At 32.7% G+C, this 24,141-nt stretch carries 15 protein-coding genes; 3 read left to right on the forward strand and 12 right to left on the reverse strand.

Going from position 1 to position 24,141, the window contains the following annotated elements; translation table 11 throughout:
- Position 1 precedes the first annotated feature (1 nt).
- Together ATE84_RS12650 and ATE84_RS12655 are read right to left on the reverse strand one after the other, a co-directional pair.
- Positions 2 to 496: a DUF1772 domain-containing protein gene (locus tag ATE84_RS12650; RefSeq protein ID WP_101448304.1), complete on the reverse strand. Its 495-nt coding sequence runs from the start codon at positions 494 to 496 to the stop codon at positions 2 to 4.
- 90 nt (positions 497 to 586) lie between these two features.
- Entirely contained in the window at positions 587 to 1,441 is an 855-nt protein-coding gene (locus ATE84_RS12655; RefSeq protein ID WP_101448305.1) for an AraC family transcriptional regulator, read from the reverse strand.
- A gap of 109 nt (positions 1,442 to 1,550) precedes the next feature.
- Here ATE84_RS12655 and ATE84_RS26740 point away from each other — a divergent pair, with 109 nt between their 5' ends.
- Positions 1,551 to 1,676, forward strand: coding sequence for a hypothetical protein (locus ATE84_RS26740; RefSeq protein ID WP_255412021.1), 126 nt, complete (start codon positions 1,551 to 1,553; stop codon positions 1,674 to 1,676).
- A 79-nt stretch (positions 1,677 to 1,755) separates the two neighbouring features.
- Here the strand turns inward: ATE84_RS26740 and ATE84_RS12660 are convergent, their stop codons facing one another.
- Complete coding sequence (locus tag ATE84_RS12660; RefSeq protein WP_101448306.1) at positions 1,756 to 3,867, reverse strand: TonB-dependent receptor; 2,112 nt, start codon at positions 3,865 to 3,867, stop codon at positions 1,756 to 1,758.
- A 306-nt stretch (positions 3,868 to 4,173) separates the two neighbouring features.
- Positions 4,174 to 4,545, reverse strand: a complete 372-nt coding sequence (locus ATE84_RS12665; protein WP_101448307.1) for a hypothetical protein — start codon at positions 4,543 to 4,545, stop codon at positions 4,174 to 4,176.
- A 346-nt stretch (positions 4,546 to 4,891) separates the two neighbouring features.
- On the opposite strand from ATE84_RS12665, the gene ATE84_RS12670 reads away from it, so the two are divergent.
- Positions 4,892 to 6,223 carry a cytochrome ubiquinol oxidase subunit I gene (locus ATE84_RS12670; protein ID WP_101448308.1) on the forward strand — a complete coding sequence of 444 codons (1,332 nt, stop codon included), beginning with the start codon at positions 4,892 to 4,894 and terminating at the stop codon, positions 6,221 to 6,223.
- Positions 6,224 to 6,225: 2 nt separating this feature from the next.
- On the forward strand, positions 6,226 to 7,302 hold the full coding sequence (gene cydB / locus ATE84_RS12675) for a cytochrome d ubiquinol oxidase subunit II (protein WP_101448309.1): 1,077 nt from the start codon (positions 6,226 to 6,228) through the stop codon (positions 7,300 to 7,302).
- 38 nt (positions 7,303 to 7,340) lie between these two features.
- Here the strand turns inward: cydB and ATE84_RS12680 are convergent, their stop codons facing one another.
- The 8 genes from ATE84_RS12680 to ATE84_RS12715 are packed head-to-tail and all read right to left on the reverse strand — an operon-like array spanning position 7,341 to position 24,133.
- A complete protein-coding gene (locus ATE84_RS12680; RefSeq protein ID WP_101448310.1) occupies positions 7,341 to 8,642 on the reverse strand; it encodes a patatin-like phospholipase family protein in 1,302 nt (433 codons plus the stop codon).
- A gap of 17 nt (positions 8,643 to 8,659) precedes the next feature.
- Positions 8,660 to 9,727, reverse strand: a complete 1,068-nt coding sequence (locus ATE84_RS12685; protein WP_101448311.1) for an RICIN domain-containing protein — start codon at positions 9,725 to 9,727, stop codon at positions 8,660 to 8,662.
- Positions 9,728 to 9,771: 44 nt separating this feature from the next.
- On the reverse strand, positions 9,772 to 11,139 hold the full coding sequence (locus ATE84_RS12690) for a tail fiber domain-containing protein (protein ID WP_101448312.1): 1,368 nt from the start codon (positions 11,137 to 11,139) through the stop codon (positions 9,772 to 9,774).
- Between the two features lie 33 nt (positions 11,140 to 11,172).
- The gene (locus ATE84_RS12695; protein ID WP_101448313.1) at positions 11,173 to 13,233 is read right to left on the reverse strand and encodes a DNRLRE domain-containing protein; all 2,061 of its coding nucleotides are present in this window, start codon (positions 13,231 to 13,233) and stop codon (positions 11,173 to 11,175) included.
- 24 nt (positions 13,234 to 13,257) lie between these two features.
- The gene (locus ATE84_RS12700; RefSeq protein WP_101448314.1) at positions 13,258 to 15,027 is read right to left on the reverse strand and encodes a kelch repeat-containing protein; all 1,770 of its coding nucleotides are present in this window, start codon (positions 15,025 to 15,027) and stop codon (positions 13,258 to 13,260) included.
- Between the two features lie 5 nt (positions 15,028 to 15,032).
- Positions 15,033 to 18,626, reverse strand: coding sequence for a hypothetical protein (locus ATE84_RS12705; protein ID WP_101448315.1), 3,594 nt, complete (start codon positions 18,624 to 18,626; stop codon positions 15,033 to 15,035).
- A gap of 10 nt (positions 18,627 to 18,636) precedes the next feature.
- Positions 18,637 to 20,862: a hypothetical protein gene (locus ATE84_RS12710; RefSeq protein WP_101448316.1), complete on the reverse strand. Its 2,226-nt coding sequence runs from the start codon at positions 20,860 to 20,862 to the stop codon at positions 18,637 to 18,639.
- Positions 20,855 to 24,133 (reverse strand): DUF6603 domain-containing protein, encoded by a 3,279-nt coding sequence (locus ATE84_RS12715; protein WP_101448317.1) that lies wholly within the window; start codon positions 24,131 to 24,133, stop codon positions 20,855 to 20,857. Before ATE84_RS12715 ends, ATE84_RS12710 begins: the two co-directional genes overlap by 8 nt.
- Positions 24,134 to 24,141 lie beyond the last annotated feature (8 nt).

A 24,141-nucleotide genomic window follows, 5' to 3' on the forward strand; every position in this document is an offset into this window, starting at 1 on the left:
ATTAATCTTTTATTAAAAATGTTATTGTTAGTAATAGAAATGAAATACTAGAACTAATCGTTCTTATTAGGTGTAAGCGATTCCATTTAATTTCAAATGAGTCACGTAGGATTCTTAATTCTTCAATATTTAGAGTATTTAAGTCAGATTTATCTAGCACTTCGTTTAGGGGTACATTTCCGAAAATGGTTATCAGTACCACGCCAAAAAAGTATAGTAGAGTAGATGAAATAAGTAGCCATATTAGTGTGGTTGATACGTTTCTAAAGACATATGTATTGATTAGATTTAGAAAGACAGGACCAAAAAAGACAATAAAAAATGCTGGATTTAGTATTGTTCTATTCATTTGTTGAAAGGCTTGTAAATAGCTGAAATTATCTAATTTACCTATCCCAGAAATAACCGTGTTAGACCATGTAAAACATAAGCCTGCTGATAGTCCAGTTAATAAAACAGTTAACAGGAGTGAGGTAAGTTTTAATGAAAGTTCCATAGTATTTCCTATTATTTAATGAATCAAAGATGCTTCAGAATAGGGAATAGAACTTGTTGCTAAAGGATAATTATTTGTTCGAAAAGAAATTTACTTGATTTGGCTAGGGCGATATCCAAACTTTTTTTCAAAGGCATTTGAAAATGAACCAAGACTTTCATAACCAACATGCCATGCAGCTTCCTGTACTGTAGCTTCTTGATTTCTGATCATTTTATGTGCTAGAGTAAGTCGTTCATTTTGAAGATATTTAAATACAGGAACCCCAAATAACTCTTTAAAATTTTTCTTTAGTTTAAATGTGTTCAGACCAATCTGTTGAGAAAGCTCTGATAATGATGGTGGTGTGTCTATGTTTTCTGAAAGAATTTTTTTAGCCAGTTGTAATCTTTCTCTTTCTTGTTGAGGAATCGATGATTTAGATGCTATAGAAAGCTGACCAAAGAAATGAGCCAACAAAGAAGTCATTTGACTTTTAAAAAACATCATTTTAGCCTTTCCTTCATATCTGGTATGAAAAACTTGCTCTACAATAGATTGCATTTCAGGAGTCATTAAAAAATGAGGGCCTTCAACATAATGATCTTTTGGATGTACTAACTGGTGAAGCATTTCACCAAATAATTCGCCTTCTTGATTTGGTAGTTTATCAAGATTACTGGTAGATGTTGCAATTACAATACACTCTAGTGGTTTAGAAGCAGAAACTGTGTGTTCGAACTCTACTTTTTGATCTGCATAAAATGAAAGTGCTAAACCTTTTGTATGGTTAAATATCTTTTGTTGATCACCATATTTAACTGCCAGATCAACGTTTCCTGAACCATAGAAAGCAACAGCAATAACAGATTCATCAAAAAGACATGAATCAATCGAAGGTTCATTTGAGTTGGCTGTCTCTACCAAAATGGTAAAATCATTGATATCAATTATATCCCTGGTCATGACATCCTGTTTTTAGGATTGATTAAACTAATAGCTACTTCAATTTTTCAATAGAAGAAGCAAATACGTTCATTCTTTTTGATTGTTGAATTTCAAAAATTAATTCGAGATGCTCCAGAACAAAGTTATATCAATTTATTGTGTAATAGATAATCCATTAGAAGAAATGAATTTTGAAAAATACCACATACATACGTTTCTAGATAATGAGGAGTTGATTGCAGTACAGATGTAATAGGGTTGTTGCTGCTGTTAAGTATAGGTTTGGTTAAAAAAAAGGGATGAATCTTTTAAAGATTCATCCCTTTTTTGTGTTAAAATCGGTATTGAACAAATGCCGAAAAATTCCTTCCCGGATCATTAATTGGTACTCGTTCAAAACCAGCTTGATTTTTAAAAGAAAAATTCAAGTGATTATTATAGGTAACATCAAAAACATTAAGCGCAGCTACACCTATTGTAATGCTCTCTATTGGTTTTACACCGAGTCGTATATCCAAAGTAGTATATCCTTTGGTTTCTTGCTCCCTAAACGAGGTAGCAATTTCTTCTTGTTTAGCAGTTAATGTATAATTTACATTTACCCAAAACCTCTCTTTCTCAAAACCTAAATCCAAACGTGTAACAAGTGGAGGTGTGAGAGGTAGAGATTCATTAAGATCTTTATTTTGGGTATATGCATAGGATAATTCAGTTTTAAAACTAAAATCCTGAAGAAACCCTATTTTTGCGAGCACTTCGAATCCTGTTTTATAAGATTCATCAGTATTTACAAAACGTTTTACCTCCTGTGGTTGGGCATTAGGCATGAATTTTCGCTCTAAAGTAGGATCAATAACAGGAACAATATAATTTTCATAGATTGAATAGTAAGTTGAGATACCATATTTGAATGTATTGATAAAGCTATGCTTTATATCCCATTTTCCCTTAATTCCTATTTCAAATTGATTGTTAACTTCTGCATCTAAAAAAGGATTTCCTACATATTCATAAGGATCTTGCCCAACTGTAAAGTGATTAATGTAACGTTCTATCATATTTGCCGAACGTACTCCTCTTCCGTAAGCAAATTCTATCATAAAATTGCTTGTTGGAATATACTTTACAGAAGAAGTCACACTAATATTATTTTCTGTTCTTTTACCTAAATCAGGATATAATATATTAAAATCTGCTTCAGGATCCTGGATGTTAGAAGCAATTAAGTCGTACCTAATCCCTGCTGTTAAGAGGGTTTTGTTAGAGATAGCATATTTTCCTTCGGTAAAAACACCGTAATCATTTATATATGAATCTTGCCATACCTTGTCATCAAAACTCATAGGGTTATCCAATGGTTCTCCCATCATATTACGTTTAACTAATCTGGTTCTTAAGCCATCCCGAGCGACTAAGAAAGCATCAACTCCAGAGTAGATGGTTAGCTTATCTGAAGGAATGAGCTTGAATTCAATTTTTCCTCCAAAAGTAGCTGCATCAATTGTAGAAATGGCTTCGGTCATCCTAAAACTAGGTCTATTAGTATTAGACATAATATGATCTACATAAGAATAGTAACTCTTAGCATTTATCTCTTTTAAAAGACCATCTGAATTAGTGAATCTATAGTCTAGAGATAATATAGAGCTATTATCTTCATCGGTATCCATAGGTAAACCTGCATGTAATACATCTCTACCAAAAGATTGTCTCCAGCCTGCCTGAAGTCTTTGGTTATCACTAAGATCGTACCCTACCTTTAAACCATAATCGATACTTCTAAATGATGAGGGGATTTCAGTTTCATCTCCATCTTTATAATTTCCAAAATCTCTAAAACCAAAGTTTCCTGTAATATCAAACTTAGAAGATACTTGTTGTAATTTTAGCATAGATACAGATGAATTACCATTGCTTTCATATCCAGAATTTACACTTCCATGAAGTCCTTTTTCGGCTAAATATGTCTTTTGTGTCACCAGATTAATAATTCCGGCAAAAGTGGCTCCATAGCGTACCGAATATGGTCCTTTTATGACCTCAATTTTTTCAATTTCTTCAGGGATAACATGAGTAGTTATTGGATCCATCCTGTTGGGGCAAGCATGCATCACTTTTGTTCCTCCATCAAATTGAATATTTAACTGCTCATATTGCGAGGCTCTAAACGATGGATCAATCGCATAGTTGCCTCTCTTTATTAATGAGAACCCATTTAAGTCTTTGAATAGATCAGCTACATTTCTGGGTTGTACTATTTTTTTTGCTATTTCAGTTTTTACGCTTGTCATTACTGGATCTGTATTAGTTTGACCAGTAATAATTACGGTACTTAGTTTTATGGGTTTTGTTGTTAATGTATCGTTTTTTTTCTCTTTGTTTTCCTGCCCCAATAATGCGATAGGGAACAGGGCGCATATAATTGCGATGTGTTTTAGTTTCATTCTTAAATAAAAAATAATAGACAATAGTTTAACTAGAATCACTTAAAAGTGTTCTAGAGTTATCATTAGTAACCTGAGTGTGATGTAAACTAAAATGTTAGACAAAGTGCCAATTCAATTGGTTTTTCAGAATAACCTCTCGATTTCGCTCAATATGATATAGAGAAAAACTGTGCTTCGGCAAGTTTAGTAAGCTTATAGAGAACACTTCTTTTTGAATAAAAAGTAGTATTCTCGATACAATCCTACTTCGTTGGATTACTCGAATTAAGATGATGTTTTACATCAAATACAGGCTAAAAAGGTCTATATTTCTCTAGGTGGATGAAAGACATTAGATGAAACACCTTCTGTAATAAAGGCTTGATAATAAATTAATTTCTGACTATTGTATAAGTGTGCAGTTGGTGCCAGTGATAGATCCAGATAAGAACAATAGAAGGTTTCCTTCCAATTTACAAAATGAGTTGGTAGTTGTTTCTGGTCATTAGAAGGCTCAATAGTTATCTTGGTAAGATAACACTTGCCATTACATTGAAGTTGTGGTCTCTCTTTATTTTCACATAATTGCTCTACAAAACTATCTATGTCTAAATAATACCATCCGTAAATAATAGAAAGTTGGAGGCTATTGCCTAGAAGAAGGAATGATAATAGTATAGAAAATACATACTTCATATTACAAAAATAGCACACCGCACGAATCTATTTAGTAACATATGTTACATATAAAAAAATGTGTTTAAAAAATACTAATATGTAACCAAGGTTACCAAAAATTTAAGCAATCAATAGTAATTTTGAAACAGAAATTTTTCTTGTGATTGATAAAAAATTATAAGAAAAAACAACAAAAGAAACCTATAGCGACAAAAACTTCTTTAATAAAACTATGAGTAGTACAAAATTGTTACTATTATTATTAAATATGAGTAATTATAGGTTTAAATAACACTTCTAAATGTTAAAGATTATACGTATTGTATATCTTTGCTAAAGCATTTGCATAATTTAAATATTTAGTATGGAAGATATGCTCTTTTATGACAGAATGCAGTTTGCATTTACAATTACTTTTCACTATTTATTTCCGCAATTAACTATGGGATTATCATTAATGATAATCTATTTTAAATGGAAATTCCTAAGAACACATCTTGATAAATATAATGATGCAGCAAAGTTTTGGATGAAGATTTTTGCGTTAAATTTTGCTATGGGCGTTGTAACCGGGATTCCGATGGAATTCCAATTTGGAACTAATTGGGCAAAATTCTCTGAGCTTACAGGCGGGATTATAGGGCAAACCTTAGCAATGGAAGGGATGTTCTCTTTCTTTTTAGAATCGTCTTTTCTTGGGTTGTTTTTATTTGGCGAAAAATTGCTTGGACATAAACTACATTTCTTAACAGGTTTTTTGGTATTCTTGGGTTCTTGGGCTAGTGGTTATTTGATCATAGCTACGCATTCCTGGATGCAACACCCTGTGGGATATGAAATATTGGAAAACGGAAAATTTGTTCTCAATAATTTTGGGGCTTTATTTTCTAACCCCTGGTTATTGCCTTCGTATTTACACAATCAATTAGCTTCGGTAATTACTGCTTCATTTGTGGTTGCTGCTATTGGATCATTTTATATTTTAAATAATAAACATAGTGAGTTTGGGAAACTTTTTGTGAAAACAGGTGTTATTTTTGGGTTTGTATCTAGTGTTTTGGTAGCTTTTCCTACGGGAGATTGGGCTGCAAAAAATGTAGTAAAACATCAACCAGTAACCTTTGCTGCAATGGAAGGGATCTTTGAAACAGAAGATGGTGGCTCTGAGATTATCTTAATAGGCCAACCCAATATGATAGAGAAGAAGTTGGATAACAAAATAGCTGTTCCTAATATATTAAGTTTCTTAACATATCAGAATTGGGATAAGCAAATAAAGGGGTTGAATGAATTTGATGAATCAGTATATCCAACTAATATACCCGGTTTATATTACGCATACCATATTATGGTTGGTTTAGGGACTATTTTTATTGGTTTGATGTTATTAGCTGTTATTCAGTTGTTTCGAAAGAAATTGTATAGAACAAAATGGATTTTATGGTCAATAATGTTTATGCTACCTTTCCCTTATATAGCCAATACAACTGGTTGGTATACAGCAGAATTAGGAAGGCAACCATGGTTGGTTTATAATTTATTGCGAACAATAGAGGGGGCTTCTCCAACAGTATCTTCTGGGAATACACTATTTACTTTATTAGGGTTTATAGGTTTGTATTTATTACTTGGATTGTTATTCTTAATGTTAGCAGGAAAAATAATAAATAAAGGACCTCAAATGATAAAACATTAATTATGGAGTTATTCTGGTATATCGTTTTAGTAACAATGCTAGCTGTTTATGTGATTTTAGACGGCTATGATTTTGGAGCAGGAATTATTCATTTATTTTTTGCAAAAAGCGAGAAGGACAAAAAAGCTATTACTAATGCTATTGGACCCTTTTGGGATGCAAACGAAGTTTGGTTAATTGCCGTAGGGGGTGTGCTTTTTTTTGCATTTCCTACATTGTATGCTTCGTCTTTTAGTGGCTTTTATTTACCATTAATTATGATTCTGTGGTTGCTCATTTTTAGGGCAATTGGTTTAGAACTAAGAGGACAAATTCATAATAAAATTTGGGAGAGTATTTGGGATAAGGCTTTTGGGATTTCAAGTTTACTTTTGGCACTTTTCTTTGGAGTGGCACTAGGAAATATTGTGCGCGGTGTGAATCTAGGAAACGTAGTTAAAGGAGTCTCTACTCAGGAAGCTCATTATTTCTTTTTACCACTATGGAATCCTACCTTAAGTCCACAAGCAGAGGAATTAGGCGTTATAGATTGGTTTACTTTGTTATTGGGCGTTATAGGTGTAATTGTATTAACAATTCACGGAGCCAATTGGATTATTTTTAAGACCAATTCTAATATAAATGAGAAGCTTAAAAAAGTTGTTTTTAATCTAAATTTTGTTCTAGTAGCACTAGTGGTTACTTCACTATTTGTTTGGCATATTATAGAACCACAACCGTTTCATAATTTTTTTGATATGCCTTGGTTGTGGTTTTTTCCTTTACTGGCTTTAGTTGGTCTTTTAGGGTTGTTTAAAGTAAGAACGTTTAAAAAAGATGGATTTGGATTTCTATTCTCTTCTTTGTTCTTGTTTGGTGGCCTTATGTCAACTGTAGCTTCAATTTATCCAAAGGTATTGCCTTCTACTAATTCGGTAAATCCTTCGCTTACAATACATAATGTAGCTGCAGATGCGTATGGATTAGGGGTAGGTGTCATATGGTTTATTATTGCAGCTATTTTGGTAACCGTCTATATGATTATACAATACAGAGTGTTTAAAGGTAAAATGGATGATGTAGGCTATGGTGAGCATTAACATTCTTCCTCTTTGGTTTTGTTTCCTCGGTATATTTTCTAGTCAATAAGTGTTGGACAATACAGGCGCACTTGTATTTCTGTAATACATGATGCATGTCTGATCAGAGCATCAATTTCTTTTTCTTTTAGCGCCACTAGATTTGTTGATACGCTTCTGGCTATAGACAACTCCTCTTGTGTATTAGATTCTTCTAGTATTCTATTGTATTGTATATTTTCTTTTAATTTATTCTCGATTACTCCCCATCGTTTTTCTTCGATATCTTCTTTTGTTATCGTATGGTAGTCGAGCACATGATCTAGTATAACTCCTTTTTTAATTCCTTTAATAAAATTAGGAATTGCATTTTCTAAATCCCACCCCAAAGACTGATAAGCAATCTCCTTTTTATCTGCTTTATTAACTTGATAAAGATAATTAGACATCTGAATATTTTTAATTCTATTCATAAAAATGTCACTGGTTCTGATCAGTAATGTAAGGGTATTTCTAAATCGATGTTTAAAAGGGATCACATTACCCGCATCGCTGATAACGACAATATCACAGGCATAAGAACTATTAGATTGTGTTATTTTGTGCGCTCCCTGATTATCATAGACCCCTCCATCAACCAGGCAAGGAGTTACTCTTTTAATATCTGTTGATTTTTTATAAAATCGATTAGCAATTTTAACAGGTGTAAATACAAAAGGGACAGAGGTAGAGGCAGCAACCGCGCGTGCTAGAGGGAAATTACTGTGTTCGAATTCGATAGCAGCGCCTCCATCTTTTGGGAAATCATAGGATGAATCAGTCATTTTTGTTCTTGAAAAAGTAAATAACCTTCCTGTTTCTAAATTGGTAGCATTAATTGCAATATTAGTTTTTTCTGATAAGTCTTGTAATGTTTTTCCTTTAAAAAAGAATTTAGAATACATCTTTTCATTCAACTTACTAATAGGAAATAGTTGAAACTGAAAAAAGAAAACAAACATCAAAAAACATACTAGCAATAGAAAACTAATCCATTCATGAGGAGTAAACAAGAAGTAGGTTATTAATCCTAAGGTTATTAAGGAAAAAGTAAATGATACTAAAAACCTTCCAGAAGTAAGTACTCCTTTGATTACGCTAGATTTTACTCCTTTAAGAATCACTTGCTCAAACTCATCATAATCATGACCATATAGGCCATAAGTAGCTCCGGTGATAGATCCTCCAGAATTGGTAGAAATGATATCTACTTTATCTAATACATTTAATTCTTTTAATTTTTTTAATGTGCCTAGATGATAGGCTGTGGCCCTGTAGCCTCCACCAGATAAGCTAAGTCCTATTTTTTTATTGTGTATCATTGATGTTGTTTTATATCTTATTTTGTAGGTTCTAATTCTCTAAGAAAGGCAGGTAAGTCGATTTCTCCGGGTTCTATAAACCATCTGGTATATTTGCTGTCTTTTTTATTCATAATAATTGTATTACCATTAGCCGGTACATTGAGATATAAATTACTTTCTATATTTTTTATATAAAAAGACCCGTCTGCTGCTATCTCAAATTCAAAATCTTGGAGTTGATTATTAGTTTTCTGACTCATTCTAGGAGGATTATATATTGAGCTTGCCTGTACGTAGGTGTTTGTAGCATCGTGATAGATTTTATAGTATTCTCCTTTTTTTTGAAATTCTAAATTGACAGGTCGTACGTTTTTAGTGTTTGATAGGTAAGTATATTTTTTAGCATTGGTGTCGTATACTTTATCTTCTGGGCCATATTCTAGAGTTAATTCTTTTTTTGAATTTATTGTCATATATAGCTTTACGACGGATTTATTTCCGTAATTATATGTATCTGGATATACATATGTGTAAATCTTCCAGGTAGGTTTATTTTTGATTTTAAATAATTTTAATTCTTCTTCATGTAACTCTACTGATCCTACTTTGAGTTTTTTTTGATCTGGATCTAGTATTATTTGTGCCTTGTCATTTTTATCATGTAATTGAAGTTGTCCTTTAATCTTAGTATCCCCTTTAACGTGTAATGGTTTTTCAGGATTGGTAGTTCCAATACCTACATTTCCTTCAGTACCACCGTATTTACCAACTAATGTTATTGTAGGGATTGAGGGGGAATAATTCGTTGGCGCATAAAGATGAACCAAACCTCGAGATTTACCTTCTTTATCGTTTTTTTCAAATGAAATGAGTTTGTGAGCATTTTCAAACCCAAAGTCTACCACTATTTTTTGAGAGGATTTAAGGGATAAATCACCATCAATCTTAACATCTCCATCAACATGTAAGGTTTTCTCTGGTGTTGATGTTCCTATACCCACGTTACCATTAGAAAGAATTTTTAATGCTTCTTGTTGTCCCATTACTGTAGTTACAGAAATAAGTACCATTGCAAGTATGATTTTTTTTGAAAAAGTTGTCATTGTTTTCTGTGTTTATTAATTTGTTATTATTTCTTATCAGGCATTTATTCTAGATGAGAAGTAGTAATCATATTCTGATGTGTTATTCGATCCATTTTAGCTTCTAGAGCTTCTATTTTGGTAAAAAAGACACTCTTGATGGTTTCGTTTTCTTTTTTTAATGCTTCTATCTGCCGTATAAGCTCTTGGGTAGCACTTACATTAAGCATGCTAATCGCATCATAATCTACAGTATGAAAATCATGCACCTGTGTACCATATACAAATACTTTTCCTTCTTTTTTTGAAGCTACTTTGATTTGCTTATCTGTTACTTCTAATACTTCGACAAGCTCAGTGGTTTCTGTAAAAATGAGTTTTACTTTGTCACCTATTTTAATGTTGCTATCTGATAATGATACCCACCCCTGATTGATCTCAGATGCCTGATAAATATTAGGAACTATTTGTGTGATCGTATTGTTTACTGCCTGTGGGAACACTTTCTTGACCTGTTGTGCAATTACCTTTTTATATTGTTGTGTGCCTTTTTCTATTGTATCTTTCATTTGGTAATTAGTCACTTGTATTTTGGACAAGGTTTCCAAGTCTTTTTTAGCATTACTGACTCCTTTGATGGTTTTGATACGAGCATCGGAGTGTGCATTAAATTCTTTTGCTGCAATGCGACTCTCTGCATAGATTGAATAATTATTAGGATGTTTATGATATACCTTACCAACTGGTGCGGTATAATATTCAAGGCCAAAACCCTTACCAATATTAGTGACTAATTGTGTTCCTGAATCTCCATTACTAAGGTATCCGTAATAAGGTAGCTCATGTGTAAAAGCAGATTTACCTACATATAATGAAAAATGATTGTAGTCTTCTGTACTCGTTGAGGTATTTATATAAACAGAATTTGTAAATAATTCTCCTTCGAATTTACTACTCCCTTTTACATGTAATTTTTTTTCAGGAGTAGAAGTTCCTATACCTACATTTCCAGAGTTTTTATTAACACCAACCAATGTCATCGTTGGAGTACTTTCAACCGAAATTGGAGCGCCTGAAGGGGCGTAAAAATTAATCATACCAACATAACTATTATCCCCAATCTTCTTTTTCTGAAATGAAATAATACCAGGTTTTTTAGAATCAAGCCCAAAGTCGACTGCTATTTTTTGAGAAGGTTTTAGCCATAGGTCTCCTTTAACATGCAAGTCTTTTTCAATTTTCACTTCATCATTTACAAGTAACATTTTTTCGAATGCTACATCTCCATTAACATGTAAGGTCTTCTCTGGTGTTGATGTTCCTATACCCACGTTGCCATTAGAAAGAATTTTTAGAACTTCTTTTTGCCCAAAAGAAGTCCCTGATATGCATAAAATGACTGCAATTATTATAGTTTTATATAGTGTTGTCATTGTTTTTGATTTTAAGTTTATAAGATGATTATATTAGTGCTTGATTTTACCTGTTTTACAAGTAAGTTGAGCCCCTTTGGTGACACCAAATCCTGATTCAAAAGAAATACTACCATGACTATATAAAATGGTGTTTACTCTCTTTTCTATTTGAACATTTTTTTCTACCATTATTTTTTCTGAAGCTCGGTATGTACTTTTAATATGTATACTTTTTAACTTGAGTTCCTTTTTTAATGGAACAGGAGTGATTATCGAGAGATTATTTTTTCCTGTAGCATATAATGTACCATCGGGAGCCAAAGCAAAATTTTCATTTACCCCCTCCAAACCAGATAAAGGAGTGGTATATGTCTGCTTAAACTGGTTTTGGTAAGTAAAACCGTATGCTTTTTTAGATTTCTTAACATCAAGTACATATATATTGTTAGACTTATCTGTCAATAATGTAGAAGCATTATTTATTTTATCTGCCGCCTCAAACTCATGTACTTTTTTGGGGCTTAAACTATCATAGCGGGCTAATTTTTGATTGTATATAAAAAAGACATGATCAGCATTTTTACCCAGAACAACTGGTTGCGATATTTTTTTATTTACAGTATTTCCAGATGAGATAGTATCACTTTTCGTAATTTTTCCTTTATTACTTATATCAAAAATAAACAGTAGATTAGAAGATCGATACCCATTAAGCACAAAAACCCTAGCGTTATTCTGAATCACGGGGTGTGGAACTAAATATGAGTCTTTAGAATCTTTTTTCTTATATCCATCTAGTACATAATCAGATGTAGATAGCGTGGTTCCATCTATATTATCTAAAACAATAAGACGACTATGTCCTTTATCAACTTCTATAAAAAAAGCTTTGCTTTCATCTGGGCTTAATGAAACCGAACCCAATAATTTTTCTTTTGTTGTCGAGTTGTATATCCATTTAATTTTTAGTTCGGGATATGCAGAAAGAGCAATTATTCTATGTTTTTCATCTGTACCTTTTCCCACTATATATAGTGTGCCATCGTACCCTAAGGTACTTTTATTGCTACTCGTTACTATTTGCTTGTTGGTAAGTTCTGATACTGTTTTAGAAATGAGTTCATTGCCCCATTTTTTGCTGGTTAGATCTAGCAGTGTAAATTTTTTGAGAGATAAGTAGTGTAGCCTACCATGTTCATCTATTACGGGGTTACATATTGCAATATCATCAACAGGAACACTATTCCATACCGCAGTATCCCCTAAATTTAATTTGTTTACATAAAAATTAGGAGTATCTATGGCAGATTGAGTAAGAACGATAGGTTTGTTATTATAAATTGAAATAGCACCTATCTGGTCTGCCCCAACAATTTGATGTCCTTTAGGAAGTTTTATATTTTGTAGTATAGCAGTTGTACCAATTGGACTCGTAGTCCAGTCATAATAACCGTTATGCTGAGCGTTGGCAAAAGATTGCGCCCAATCTAACCTATGGGGGCTATTTTCAATTTCATAGGTTACCAGTAATTTAGGTTTTTTAGAAAACTCATCCGTATCTTCGGCTAATTTGGTAGAATAAAATTTACTAGGTTGATCCTTTTCTGTAGCAGATTTTATTACTAAAAACAATATTCTTTTTGTAGTATCTGTTGAAATTTCTTTTACCTTTTCCTTACTAAAATTCATTTCGATAGTACTAGTCTTCTTTTTTTTCGAAGGCATCTCATATACTGCAGTACTTTTATTTTTTATATTGTCTAAACTGTCTAAACTTAATTTAGAGTTGATTTTTTCTTTTACTGTATACAGATAGATTCTTTGCCCTGGGGGATTATCATTCCCACCAGAAGACAGGTATAACTTCAATTTTAGGGATGTGATTTTTATATTTTTAGGCAGATGATTTAAATTGAATTTTAATAAAGCTCCTAACGTTTCATTTTCACTTTTAGATATTTTTAAATAATGATCACCCTGTGTTTTGGGTATAGTAATATCTTCTTCAGGAAGAATAGTAGTGGTATACCGGTCTTGAGAATAAATACTACCCGCAATTAACATATTAAAAACAAGGAGTATAATTTTATGATATTTATAAGAGATATGCATAGGTGTTGGTTTTTAAAAAGATTGTTATAAGATCAATGTTTTACTATTTAACGGGGGAACCCAATAATATAGTTTCGAACAATGCACTCCTTCATCCTTACTAAGCACTATGTACCATAGGCACCCCTGAAAAAAAACAGTACGTATTACAGCAAGGGAGCGAGTATCAAAACTATCTGTGTTTATTGATGTATTATGCTGGATAAGGGTATACTTTTGATCACTTTTAATGACCTTATTAAAATAGTTACCCATTATCTGGGTATGCTTAAGCCCTCCCATTATGTATAGGTCTGAAGAATTGTTGTTTTCATTACTAATAGAGATCATGCCAGAAGACATATAATCAGGCGGAAAAGACAAAGAGGGTATCTTACTCCAGTTATGCTTATCGAATCGCCAGATATCAGGTCTTTGTTCTTCGTTCATGGGGTTAAATCCTCCTCCAAACCATAACGCATTTTTTTTCTTTGACACATCTAATTCTATAGCAATACTAGCCATGAATCTTGCTTCCCAAGGGGATTTGTTTTCGTTTTCAGGTTTTTGTCTCCAGCCTTTCCAAACTTCTCCGTTTTCGGATACCCATATATCATTTAATGCATTTCCACTTTCATCAGCCCCTCCAATTACCCAAATACAGTCTTTTTCGGCAAATGGAAATACCACACACGTGTGTCCCATGCGTGCTTTCCAACCTATGTTTTTAGAATGAATAAAAACTTTTGAATCATCTGTATCATCATTTTTGATTTTTAGATCAACAGCAGCAATGGCATTAGATGTTTTATTAGTTTCCAAAGAACTACCTCCTACAAAGAAGAGTTTACCAAGAGAGTTTTTATCAGAATCATTAAACTGTAGATGTACTAAAGGAGATAATATAAAGGGTTGTAGACTTTTTTTCTCTTCTTCAGAAAGTTCTATCCTAGACCATTCACCAAAAAAAGCATTTTGGGTATACCCTATATGATCTATTTGAACAACTCCATTTTCTGTTTTTAACATTAGACAAAAAAGGTAATCTGATTTTTGAGCAGCACATATATTTGCAATAACAAAAGGAGGTTTGGGGTTGCTTTTTTCTGATAATAAGGAACCATCTACTCCTTTAACTCTAATTTTTTCTGATACACAAACATCATCATTTTTTACTTCTAAAGTATAGGTGTGATCTCCTATAGGAGGTATGGTTGCATAGGATTGTTTTTTATTATTTTCGCTATTTCCCTGATCTATTTTTTTATCACCTTCCCATAGGGTATAGGTATACTTATCTCCTTTTATCTGCCAATTTAGTTCAATAGGAGTTGTATTTCCTTGTAGTACTGCTGGAGTAGCCGAAAAAGAAAGAATTTTAATTGATGAGGTTACATTCTGAATGGTCAGTGGGAACTTTTTCTCACTCCCATTAGTTTTATCGTTTAGTATGATTTCTAAATTGATCGTAGAAGTTTTTGTGGCTTCTTTTTTTCCTCTTATTTTTAATACGATATATTGAAATTCTCGATCATTTTTCTTGAAATCATAATACTTTTTACTCCGTTGGTGACGATTGGATTCTAATAGATATGTGCCATCTGAGTCAATATCAGAAAAATCGTTATCAGGAATGGTATTTTCGAATACATATAATGTATACGTAAGGTCTTCTCTATCTTTTGAATCTAATTCTTGTATTGTAAACTTTTCAATAGGTTGTATTTTACCTTCAGAAACTTTTGATATTTTTACTGTAAAATCAATAGCTCCTCCATCAGTTGTTTCATTTTTTTTTATAATTTGATATTCCATAATATCTATATCTTAGTTTTTATATTACTTAGTCGAATCCATCCTTCATAGGCCTGCTTTGGTGCAAAACGAGGATCTATATGTCTTTTTTGTACTATTTCTTCATCATTTTGCAAAGTGTTTATGTCTTTTTTGTTACACCATTTCCAGTCAGCATTAATACTTATGGGTAAAGGGATACCCGGAGCGGTTTTATTTCCAATAAAAGGAGCGATCATAAAACTAATATCTATTTTAGATAGTAGTTGCTCTACATGATAAGATGATAATTGTATACACTTGGTAGGTAGAATATCGGTTGCCAAATGAACACCTGCAGTTGGATCCATTAATAAGGTGAGCTTTATTTCTTTATCTATAGATAGTTTTAGCGGTTTACTCTTTTTGAAAAAACTTCCTTTCTTTTGATGATTAAAACCTTTTATATTTGGTGTAGTATAAAAGGTGGAATACTCATCATTTATAAAATAGCCTAGCAAGCCATCGTTTTCGATATTGTAATTACCTACATAAAGTGGAAACTCTTGGGATGTAATCCCTCCATTATTTTCTTTTTCTGATTGATCCCATCTTTGATTATTTGCAGGAAGTCCTAATAATTCTAGAGAAATAGAGCAGCATGCAACGGCAATAGGCTGTCCATAGATTAATGCCGAAGTATTATTCTTTATTTCTGCAACATCAGTAAGATTAGAATAGACTTTATCTGCAAGTTGGTTGATTCCTGAAATATGTTCTTGTATAGTACTCAGCATTTTTTGCAGAACTGTATCATCCTCACTAAGATTTTTTATAAATGGAGGCAGTTCTAGGTTTAAAAGCTTTTCTTTAGTACTATTTTTATCGACATGAAGAATGTCTACTCCATCTCCATCTCTATCATATATCATAATACTATTGTCCAGATAATTAGGGATTAACCAGCCTAATACAGGATTATGTGATTTCTCTCCTTCTTGATAAATAGGATCATTATTTACAGAAAGCCAGTTACATTGTAATCTTGCCGGTTGTAATATTCTGGCAGGAAGTGGTATGAAATTATCAGAAGGTTTTTCTGTGTCTTTGAGTGATCTCGAACATATAATTTTGGTAGTATTAGAATCCTTTAAAATTACTTTTTTCTCTTGTCCGAAAGCATCTACTATAGAAAGTTTTGTTATCTCGATGGTTCCTCCTCTCAAAGGATAAAATAGATTTCCATCCTCAATATCTCCTGGGTCGCAACCAATGCTATATCCGTTTTCTCCCATACGCCTCATTTCTTCGAGATCAATTTTATATTCATTAGAATTGGAACGATATTGAATAGGAGGAAGTTGAATACCCGTTTTTTGCATTAATAAAGATTTATGTAAGCCACTTAATGACTGTGCGATTACATTTTCTTGGTCATAATTAGCTGTAATCTCATCTGGTAAAGTTTCCTTTAGATTAGAAAGTACAGAATTAGAGAATGGACTAATTCCTTCTATAGTTATAGAAGTATTATTAGCATCGGTTTCCTTTTCAAAAAGAAATGAATCCTCTGGTTTGCGAGAATAAGAATCTTTTAATAATCCTATATCTCTAATCTCAGAAACATTATGAGTATACTTTACTTCCCAAGCCATAAATAGAGGAACCCAGGCTTGTTGCCATTTTCTTACCGAAAAGGAAGCAGGTGATTTATAATCTATATGCGGATTTTCTAAAAGAAGTTGTGATTGGATATTGATTATCTGTTGTGCAAATTCTTTTACTGTAGCACTATCTTTATCTATTTGCCCTCCTGGTGTTACCATTTCATAAGCTATTTTAGATATATCTACCGACAGAGAATGGTCTAGCAATACTGTTTCATAAACCAGAGCTTTTATTTCTTCTACAGGTACTTTTCCTTTTAGTGTATCGAGTTGCAGAATTGTAAACGAAGTTTTTAGAATTTCTACCAGCTCTGGAGCTTCATTAGAGCTAGTAGGCATATTCAATGAGAGCTTGTCTAAAACTTGACTTTTATTACGGTAGTTAATTTTAAGATCTGCTGACTGAAAATGTTGTATCTCTGTATTTCTGATTCCTTGTCCACATAATAGCAATACAGGTTCATTAGGTTCCCAAAAACGGTCTTCGAGCTTTTCTTTAAGCTCTAGTTTGATATCGGATTTTTTATTGCTTTCGTCTATTTTATTTTTTATACTTTTTACTAAATCACTAATTTCTTTCTTAATACCATCAGGTTTACTATTAATCTCATCAGTTTTCTGTTTAATCTTATTAGTGATTTTTATTTTTAAATCCTCATAATCAATTTTTTGGAAATCTAATTCATAGATAAAAGTACAGGCCTCTTTATACCACAAACAATAATATTGGTGATGTAAGCTCTCTAATTCTTCTTTTAGACTGTTGTATTGAATCTGTTTGTGATTAAGTCTTTTTAAGTTTTCTAATATTGTAGGTTCATCCTGTAAAGAATTTTGGGATTGTTTTTTTGTGTTATCCAACGATGGTTCTCTGGTATCCTGTTTAGAAATTTCCCATGTAATACCTCTGTTTCTGGGAGAAAAACCTCTTTTATGGTTTTCTGATTTTATACGTTCCCAATCTGGATAGGTATAATAATCCTCTAGAAGCTGGTATTGTAATGCACTTATTAATTCTTCGTCTTCGGGTTTGTTAAAATTAAAAGTTCTTGCTATTTGTGCACTTAGGGATTCTACCGAAGAGTTTCCTGCATATACTTGTATGTCTCCTTTTGGGATAGCAGTTTTAATTTTATTATCCCAACGAATACTTTGTATTGAGCTATGGTAAATACTAGGAAAATCAGGAATATTATTCTTCGACTTAATTGATTGATCATCATCTTGTTTTATAGCCCATTGTTTCCTGATCCATTCTCTTTCTTCTTTAATACGCTTTCTTTCAATATATTCATTCTCCGTTATATTACTAGAAGTAGTATCTGGGATATTGCCCAAAGGATCTTCATTATTGTCACTGTACCACCCTGTAACGACATATGTTAATGTGCATTTTTCTTTTGAATTAATTACGTCATCCAAATCTTTTAGATCATCATGAAAACCAAAAATATTTTTACAACTATGGTAGAATGAAGAGAAAAATGGATTGCCCACCCCCACGGCACTTACTGTTACTTCTGAAGAACTCTCATTAAATCCAGCATCCCATTCGGTTTTTTTTCCAATATTTTTAAAATCAAGTTTATTATCTTTTACCAGAAGCCAATTAGGTGTATTGTTACTATTAATAGCATCGCTTTCTATGATCCATATACGAGAGGGCATATTTTTTACCCCTTTATCTGTTCGAATCCTGGTTATCATCCATCTATTAGGAGCTATCGGGAAGCGAGTCTCATTAGTTTTGTTAGTCACAAAAGAGTGTCTGAGAGCTTTTGGTAACGACCAATGTAGATGTATTCCTTTTTCTAATCGGGTCTTATTTTTGATCTTAGGTTGTAGCTCATCTTGAAGAAAGACGCCTCCTGTATTGTTAAAATTAGGGCGTAAATCCAGACAATCTTCTTTGTCTTTCTTTAAAACTAATGCTTCCATATGTATGGGAACTAAAACGCTAGAATTATTGCTCATACCTTCTTTCTTAATTAATTTCTATTTTTACATTTATAGTTGCCTTTATAGGGCTATTTACCATTTGAAAGGTAAATTCTGAAGAGGTAAAATAAATAGTGTTACTCCCTTCTTGACTTTTTAACCAGTTCTTTTTTTGGAGCTTTTCTTGCATAGTACTTGCCAAACCAGCGATATCTAGAACATTATCTTTGATTAATTTTTTGGTCAGTTCTTCATTAATATTGAGCGTTTCACTGGTAATTATTCTATTTCTCCCATTGTCATCGTGTTTTTTGTTTTCATTTTTTAGATTCTTATGATATTCATCATTTACCTTGTTAACACCAAAATGAAGTCCTTCGTAGGGTTGTTTGATTTCTATAGTACTTATAACTCCATGAAAAACCCCAAGAAAAATGTCTTTATCAATTCGTTGAAAACGAAGAGCAGGTAATATATTTTTATGATTATCATATGCTTTAATTTCGATGCCACGCCAACCCGAAACGAGATCTGACCTTAAGAGAAACCCAGTAGTATTTAATCTCTTAACTTCTGTACCTTCTATATCTTCTTCTGTTTTTGATACTTCTTCTAAGATCTGTTCAGTATATTCCTTAATGAATGTACCAGACATGGCTTCTGTGAGTAGCTCTTTTCTGTTATTTATTCTCCCTATACTTAGCGCCCCATCCAATAGTGCCTCAACCCAATAAGGATCTACATAAAAAAGAGAAAGTGTTTCAGAAGAAAGGTTACCTTCTTTTATTAAGTACTTTTCATGAGGTATTAAATAAGAAAAAGGAACCCCTTTTAGCTTATATAATTCTCCTAAAAAATCAGTTATCTCTTGTGGTTTATTATCTAGCTTTGCTTGTTGTAACACCGTCTTAGGTTTAACTATTTCTACGCCAATTTTTTTTGCCAGATAATTAACTGCCATTTCTTTAGGAACAATTGGTGTTTTTGTACTTTCATCTTTATGCTCTAGTATTTTTTTGAAAAAATCTTCTTTTTCAGCATATATCTGTTGCTTTTTTTGCTGTGTAACCAAAGTAAGCATAGCATTAGAGAATCCCTGATTTTGTAATGCTAGCATGCGACCAAGCTGCCAGGCTGCTGCAAATGAAATATCAAAAAAACCTGTTTCTTTATCATATCTTAATGCTGTATCTGAGGAAATAAAAGTGTTGTTTTCTGAAGTGTAAGGAAAGAATTTTGGAAGAAAAGGCCCATGATACCAGGATATGATCGTTGCTCCAGAACGAGTTAAATGTTCTAAAGGCATATATCCGTCTTCAAAGAAATCCTTTACCTTATCTGTACTCTCATCCTTTTCGATTTTCATGCTTTTTACACCTAAATTCTCTACTAATTGAGAAAAAGTAGTTTCTCCAGAGTTTGTAAAATTCCAATGAGCCAATACGACAAGCCTTACTTTTTTTTCCTTTATATTATCTTTTTCTAAAAGCTCTTGATGACCTTCTAAGGAAATAAGTATAGCTGTATGAGATTTACTAGGAGTAGGTAACCTATTACCAACTACTACAGCAAAAACACCTTCTCCATCTTCATTTAAATCTGTAATTCCTTCTTGATCTTTATGAAGGATTTCTACTTCTTTGGCATGTGCTGTATAAGGAAGGCTCTTCTTAGAAGGAGCATATTTTTTAAATTGCTCCCAAGTAATATCAATAGTAAGACACGTATCGTCTTCATTTTCCCAATCCTGTAATTTTAAAACTTTTTTGGTAGGGGAGGAGTCATAGGCTTTTGGATAGATTTTTGGTTGAATTATAAGATCCTCTTTTTTTGGTTGAATAACGTCAGATAAGATATTGTTACTAATCGTGATATCCTTCATTTCATCCTCATCAAAAAGGAGTAATGCCATCCAGGGAACTGGTGGGTTTTTTTGTGCACTTGTTTTTTCTTTCTTTAGATATTCGGGTATTTTTCCATCTATGGTTCTTTCCCAGGGTAATGTTCTTCGGGTAAATACTACATGCGGTAATAACTCTGTATAATTTCCATATTGGTTTGCAGGAGGGTGTACAGAATAGATATCAGTAGGATTGAGAGAAAATCTAGCTGCATCAACAGCAAAATTAAAGGTTTTATTAATGGTCTCCTTGTTAGAACCATTTTTTATAGACACCTTTTGTTTTACATCAACACTATAATTACCAGATACTAGAGGAGGTACACAACATTGAATAATTTTGGTTTTTTCTATTTTTAGATTATTATCCATTTTTTACATTTAGAGTGTATTTAGGTATTTGACCAATACCGCATATGATAGGGGTTCCTTTAAAGTAAGTTTTACCGTTTAACATGATGTTTTCTATCATTTTCTCTTCCTTTTCTGGTATGCTAATACCAAAATCATCTAATTCTTCAAGTATCTTTTTGCGCTTTTCTGTAACTGATGAATTGTTATATGTTTCGGTTAGGATTCCTTTTTTATGTTCTCGAGTTCCATCTTCATTTAAGTGATAATATTCAAAAACCTTATTGGCATCATAAGCATTAGCACCTTTGGCTAGCTTAAATTTCCAACACAATGATTTTGATTTCTCATCAAATAGTCTAGAAAAATCGTATGGTTTTTGCTCGGCTACCTTTGGTAAAGGAGGTGGTTGCATCAATAATCCGGTAAGTACATCCGAGATCATTTTTGGAGCACCAGGATTTGCATTATTTAAATTTGATTTTCCATCTCCCCAAAGTGCTTCAGGAAGCTGTTTTGCTATGCAGGTTATAGACATGTTATGTACGTGTTCCCCCATCTTCTTTACAGACACCTCCATAATAAAATCTACCGCACCTATTTTGTAATCACAAGGCCTAATACCTATTCCTTTATTTCTATTCTCATAAAAACTCTTTTGGTTTCCTGTTATTAAACTGGTCTTACTGTCAATTTCATAATCATTATTATCATCATCTTTATTAAATATTAATCTAGTAACAGGAATAAAAGAATCAATAGTTATTGATAATTGAAGTGGATTAATAATAGGAGTTTTATCGTTTCCTTTTGTGGCGATCAGGCCATTATTGATTGAGATATTAATAGGGTCGAGTTCGCCACCAGTATTTTTTTGAGGAATAAAACTTTTGGCAAACTCTTTCCATTCTAACTTTTTGGGAGTAGGTTTTTGGATTGCTCCAAAACGTATGGTGAATGAAAATATAGACCAATCTATATATGCCTTTCCAGAAAAATCGGGACCCCAAATGTTTAATCGTGCTCCCATCTCAAAATTGAAATAAATAGGTATTCCCAAAATTTTGATACGTGCTTCTATTCTTAGTGTAATACCAATGCTTATTTCATAATAGAAAGGAGCCCAGTTAATTAGCATATCTGCCCAAATTGTAATGGTGACCTTAACGATAGAGGTTTTGTATAATATTTCCCATCTACCTCCTGCCATAACCGAAGAAGAGGTAAGGGCGTAGTACATCTGTCCTTTAATTTGTAACTCACTATTAATACGCCAACTTAATGCTAGTCGGGGTACAGTAGGGTAGTGGTCTGGTTTTCTAAATCTGGGATGATATCCTCCTAATGTAATTACAAAATCTCCTTCATTTTTACCTTTGATCCATGTGTAAAAAGCGAAGCCTCCTGATAATGTACAGTCTTTTGAAAGTATATATGAGTTTGGAGTTATAACCGACTCTACGGCAATAACATCACTGTCAGGTCCAAATTGTGCACGAATTTGAAGCTCTACATAGGCAATAGGCTTTCCTTTTGATGCATCTGGCCAGCGGAGTTTAGAAAGTCCAATCAAGGCAAACTCCATTTTGGTTCCAAAATTAACCGTAAGTAATACAAAGGATTCTATGATTTTAAAGGAGGTAAATTTGATTCCTACTGCCATCCAATAATCACCTGCAGATATTTCTACGGGTTTTTTCCCGTTTTTCATTGGAGTATCAAGCGAATTTAGAATTTTTGGTAATCCCTTATCGTTTTTGGGATTCATCGCCAAAGCTACTAAAGGATAATTATGAATTTCATCTAAAGAAGGAATATTAACTTTGCGGTTGTATCCAAACCCCGCGGCAACTCCAGTAACAAAAAAGAACGCAGGACCACCAATGGGACCGCTATGTACACCATAGATAAATAGAGACGTTTGATCACCCGCTTTTGCATAGGACCCTATTGCAGAAATTGTAAATCGTTTTAGTTTAATAACTGCGCCTCCATTAAATATGTCAGTTCCATTTTCTGTAGAGTGTAAAAACATCCCAGAGATATCAATGGGAGGAGCTTGATATGAAAGACCAATGCCTCTGAGGTGAAATTGAACATTAGAAGGTGGCCATTTTAACTGAAAACTTAAGCCAAAACCTAAAAGTTGTATACCCATCCCTGCCATTTCTAACCCGGCATCTAGTAACATTATTACTCTGCCGTTATGGAATACAAAACCTAGTTGCTGAATACTTACAGGTCCTATTTTTTTGTTTATTTTTTTCCACTTTGCATTAGAAAGAGCAGCTGTATCAAGGGGTTTAAGAATTGATTGTTTTGTGATTTCGCCCAACTGCTGTTGAACTGTATCTTCTTCAGAGTTTTTTTGAGAAATATTAGTATTAAGTGTTTGATATATAACAGTATCATTAACACGTAACTTCATAGAAATCTGTGCGCCTATAGTAATTTCTATTTTAGAAAGTAGTTCAGATAGTTTTGAGTTTTTTAATCTTTTTAATACATCATCGTTAAAATCTTTTTGTACAAACCCTTTATTATATATAGCTAGTGCTTCTTCAAAAGCAAAAGCTTTACTCTCAGACAAGATGGGGCCAGCCATTGGAAGATTAGTAAGATCCATATCCAGACCAGCACCCATACCAAAAAGAAGTTTTGGATTATCATGAGATTTTTCATAAAATATAAAAGCTGTACATTCATCAAGTTCTAAGGAAAGTTCCGGTATTTTTTTAATTGCTTCATCTCCTAAAAATTTCGAAATTATGTTTTTATAATCAATCTTAGTTTTGCCATCGTTAAGGTAATTTGCAAACATGTACCATGATTTTTTACCTTTTTTAATGAAGTTAAGACTAAATTGAAGCTTATCTATTGTAAGAATACCACTAAATGAAAATAAAACTCCACCCTCAGCTTTTTCATTATAATTAATAGTAATGGAAGCGGGGAAAATTTTATCATTTATTTTAATATTGCAATCAAACTTGATGACTAGTCCATCTGCGTCATTTATACTACCCGAAGTGTAATTAATAGAAAATTTTTTGAAAGAAACATCTTGTAATACTTTAGGTATATAATCAATGTTTTTTCTTGTAAATACCAATATTAGATCGCCTATTTTGATTCCCTCATCTTCAGGAAAGATGAAGGAGGAAAATAAGCAATTTTTACCATCGAATTTTCTATATCCAATAGTAATTCTAGAGTTTATGGACCTTCCTGAACCTAATTTCAACTCCGTGTTTCCGGTAACTTCTACTAATAATGGTTTTGTTTCTGTCATTGTTAATA

The sequence above is a fragment of the Aquimarina sp. MAR_2010_214 genome (assembly GCF_002846555.1).
In the GTDB taxonomy this organism is placed as follows: Bacteria; Bacteroidota; Bacteroidia; order Flavobacteriales; family Flavobacteriaceae; genus Aquimarina.

Coding starts and splice junctions, on each gene's coding strand:
- ATE84_RS12690 (WP_101448312.1), bottom strand. CDS start 11,139: ATGACAACACTATATAAAACTATAATAATTGCAGTCATTTTATGCATA.
- ATE84_RS12715 (WP_101448317.1), bottom strand. CDS start 24,133: ATGACAGAAACAAAACCATTATTAGTAGAAGTTACCGGAAACACGGAG.
- cydB (WP_101448309.1), top strand. CDS start 6,226: ATGGAGTTATTCTGGTATATCGTTTTAGTAACAATGCTAGCTGTTTAT.
- ATE84_RS26740 (WP_255412021.1), top strand. CDS start 1,551: ATGCTCCAGAACAAAGTTATATCAATTTATTGTGTAATAGATAATCCA.
- ATE84_RS12705 (WP_101448315.1), bottom strand. CDS start 18,626: ATGAGCAATAATTCTAGCGTTTTAGTTCCCATACATATGGAAGCATTA.
- ATE84_RS12650 (WP_101448304.1), bottom strand. CDS start 496: ATGGAACTTTCATTAAAACTTACCTCACTCCTGTTAACTGTTTTATTA.
- ATE84_RS12660 (WP_101448306.1), bottom strand. CDS start 3,867: ATGAAACTAAAACACATCGCAATTATATGCGCCCTGTTCCCTATCGCA.
- ATE84_RS12655 (WP_101448305.1), bottom strand. CDS start 1,441: ATGACCAGGGATATAATTGATATCAATGATTTTACCATTTTGGTAGAG.
- ATE84_RS12710 (WP_101448316.1), bottom strand. CDS start 20,862: ATGGATAATAATCTAAAAATAGAAAAAACCAAAATTATTCAATGTTGT.
- ATE84_RS12670 (WP_101448308.1), top strand. CDS start 4,892: ATGGAAGATATGCTCTTTTATGACAGAATGCAGTTTGCATTTACAATT.
- ATE84_RS12700 (WP_101448314.1), bottom strand. CDS start 15,027: ATGGAATATCAAATTATAAAAAAAAATGAAACAACTGATGGAGGAGCT.
- ATE84_RS12685 (WP_101448311.1), bottom strand. CDS start 9,727: ATGACAACTTTTTCAAAAAAAATCATACTTGCAATGGTACTTATTTCT.
- ATE84_RS12665 (WP_101448307.1), bottom strand. CDS start 4,545: ATGAAGTATGTATTTTCTATACTATTATCATTCCTTCTTCTAGGCAAT.
- ATE84_RS12695 (WP_101448313.1), bottom strand. CDS start 13,233: ATGCATATCTCTTATAAATATCATAAAATTATACTCCTTGTTTTTAAT.
- ATE84_RS12680 (WP_101448310.1), bottom strand. CDS start 8,642: ATGATACACAATAAAAAAATAGGACTTAGCTTATCTGGTGGAGGCTAC.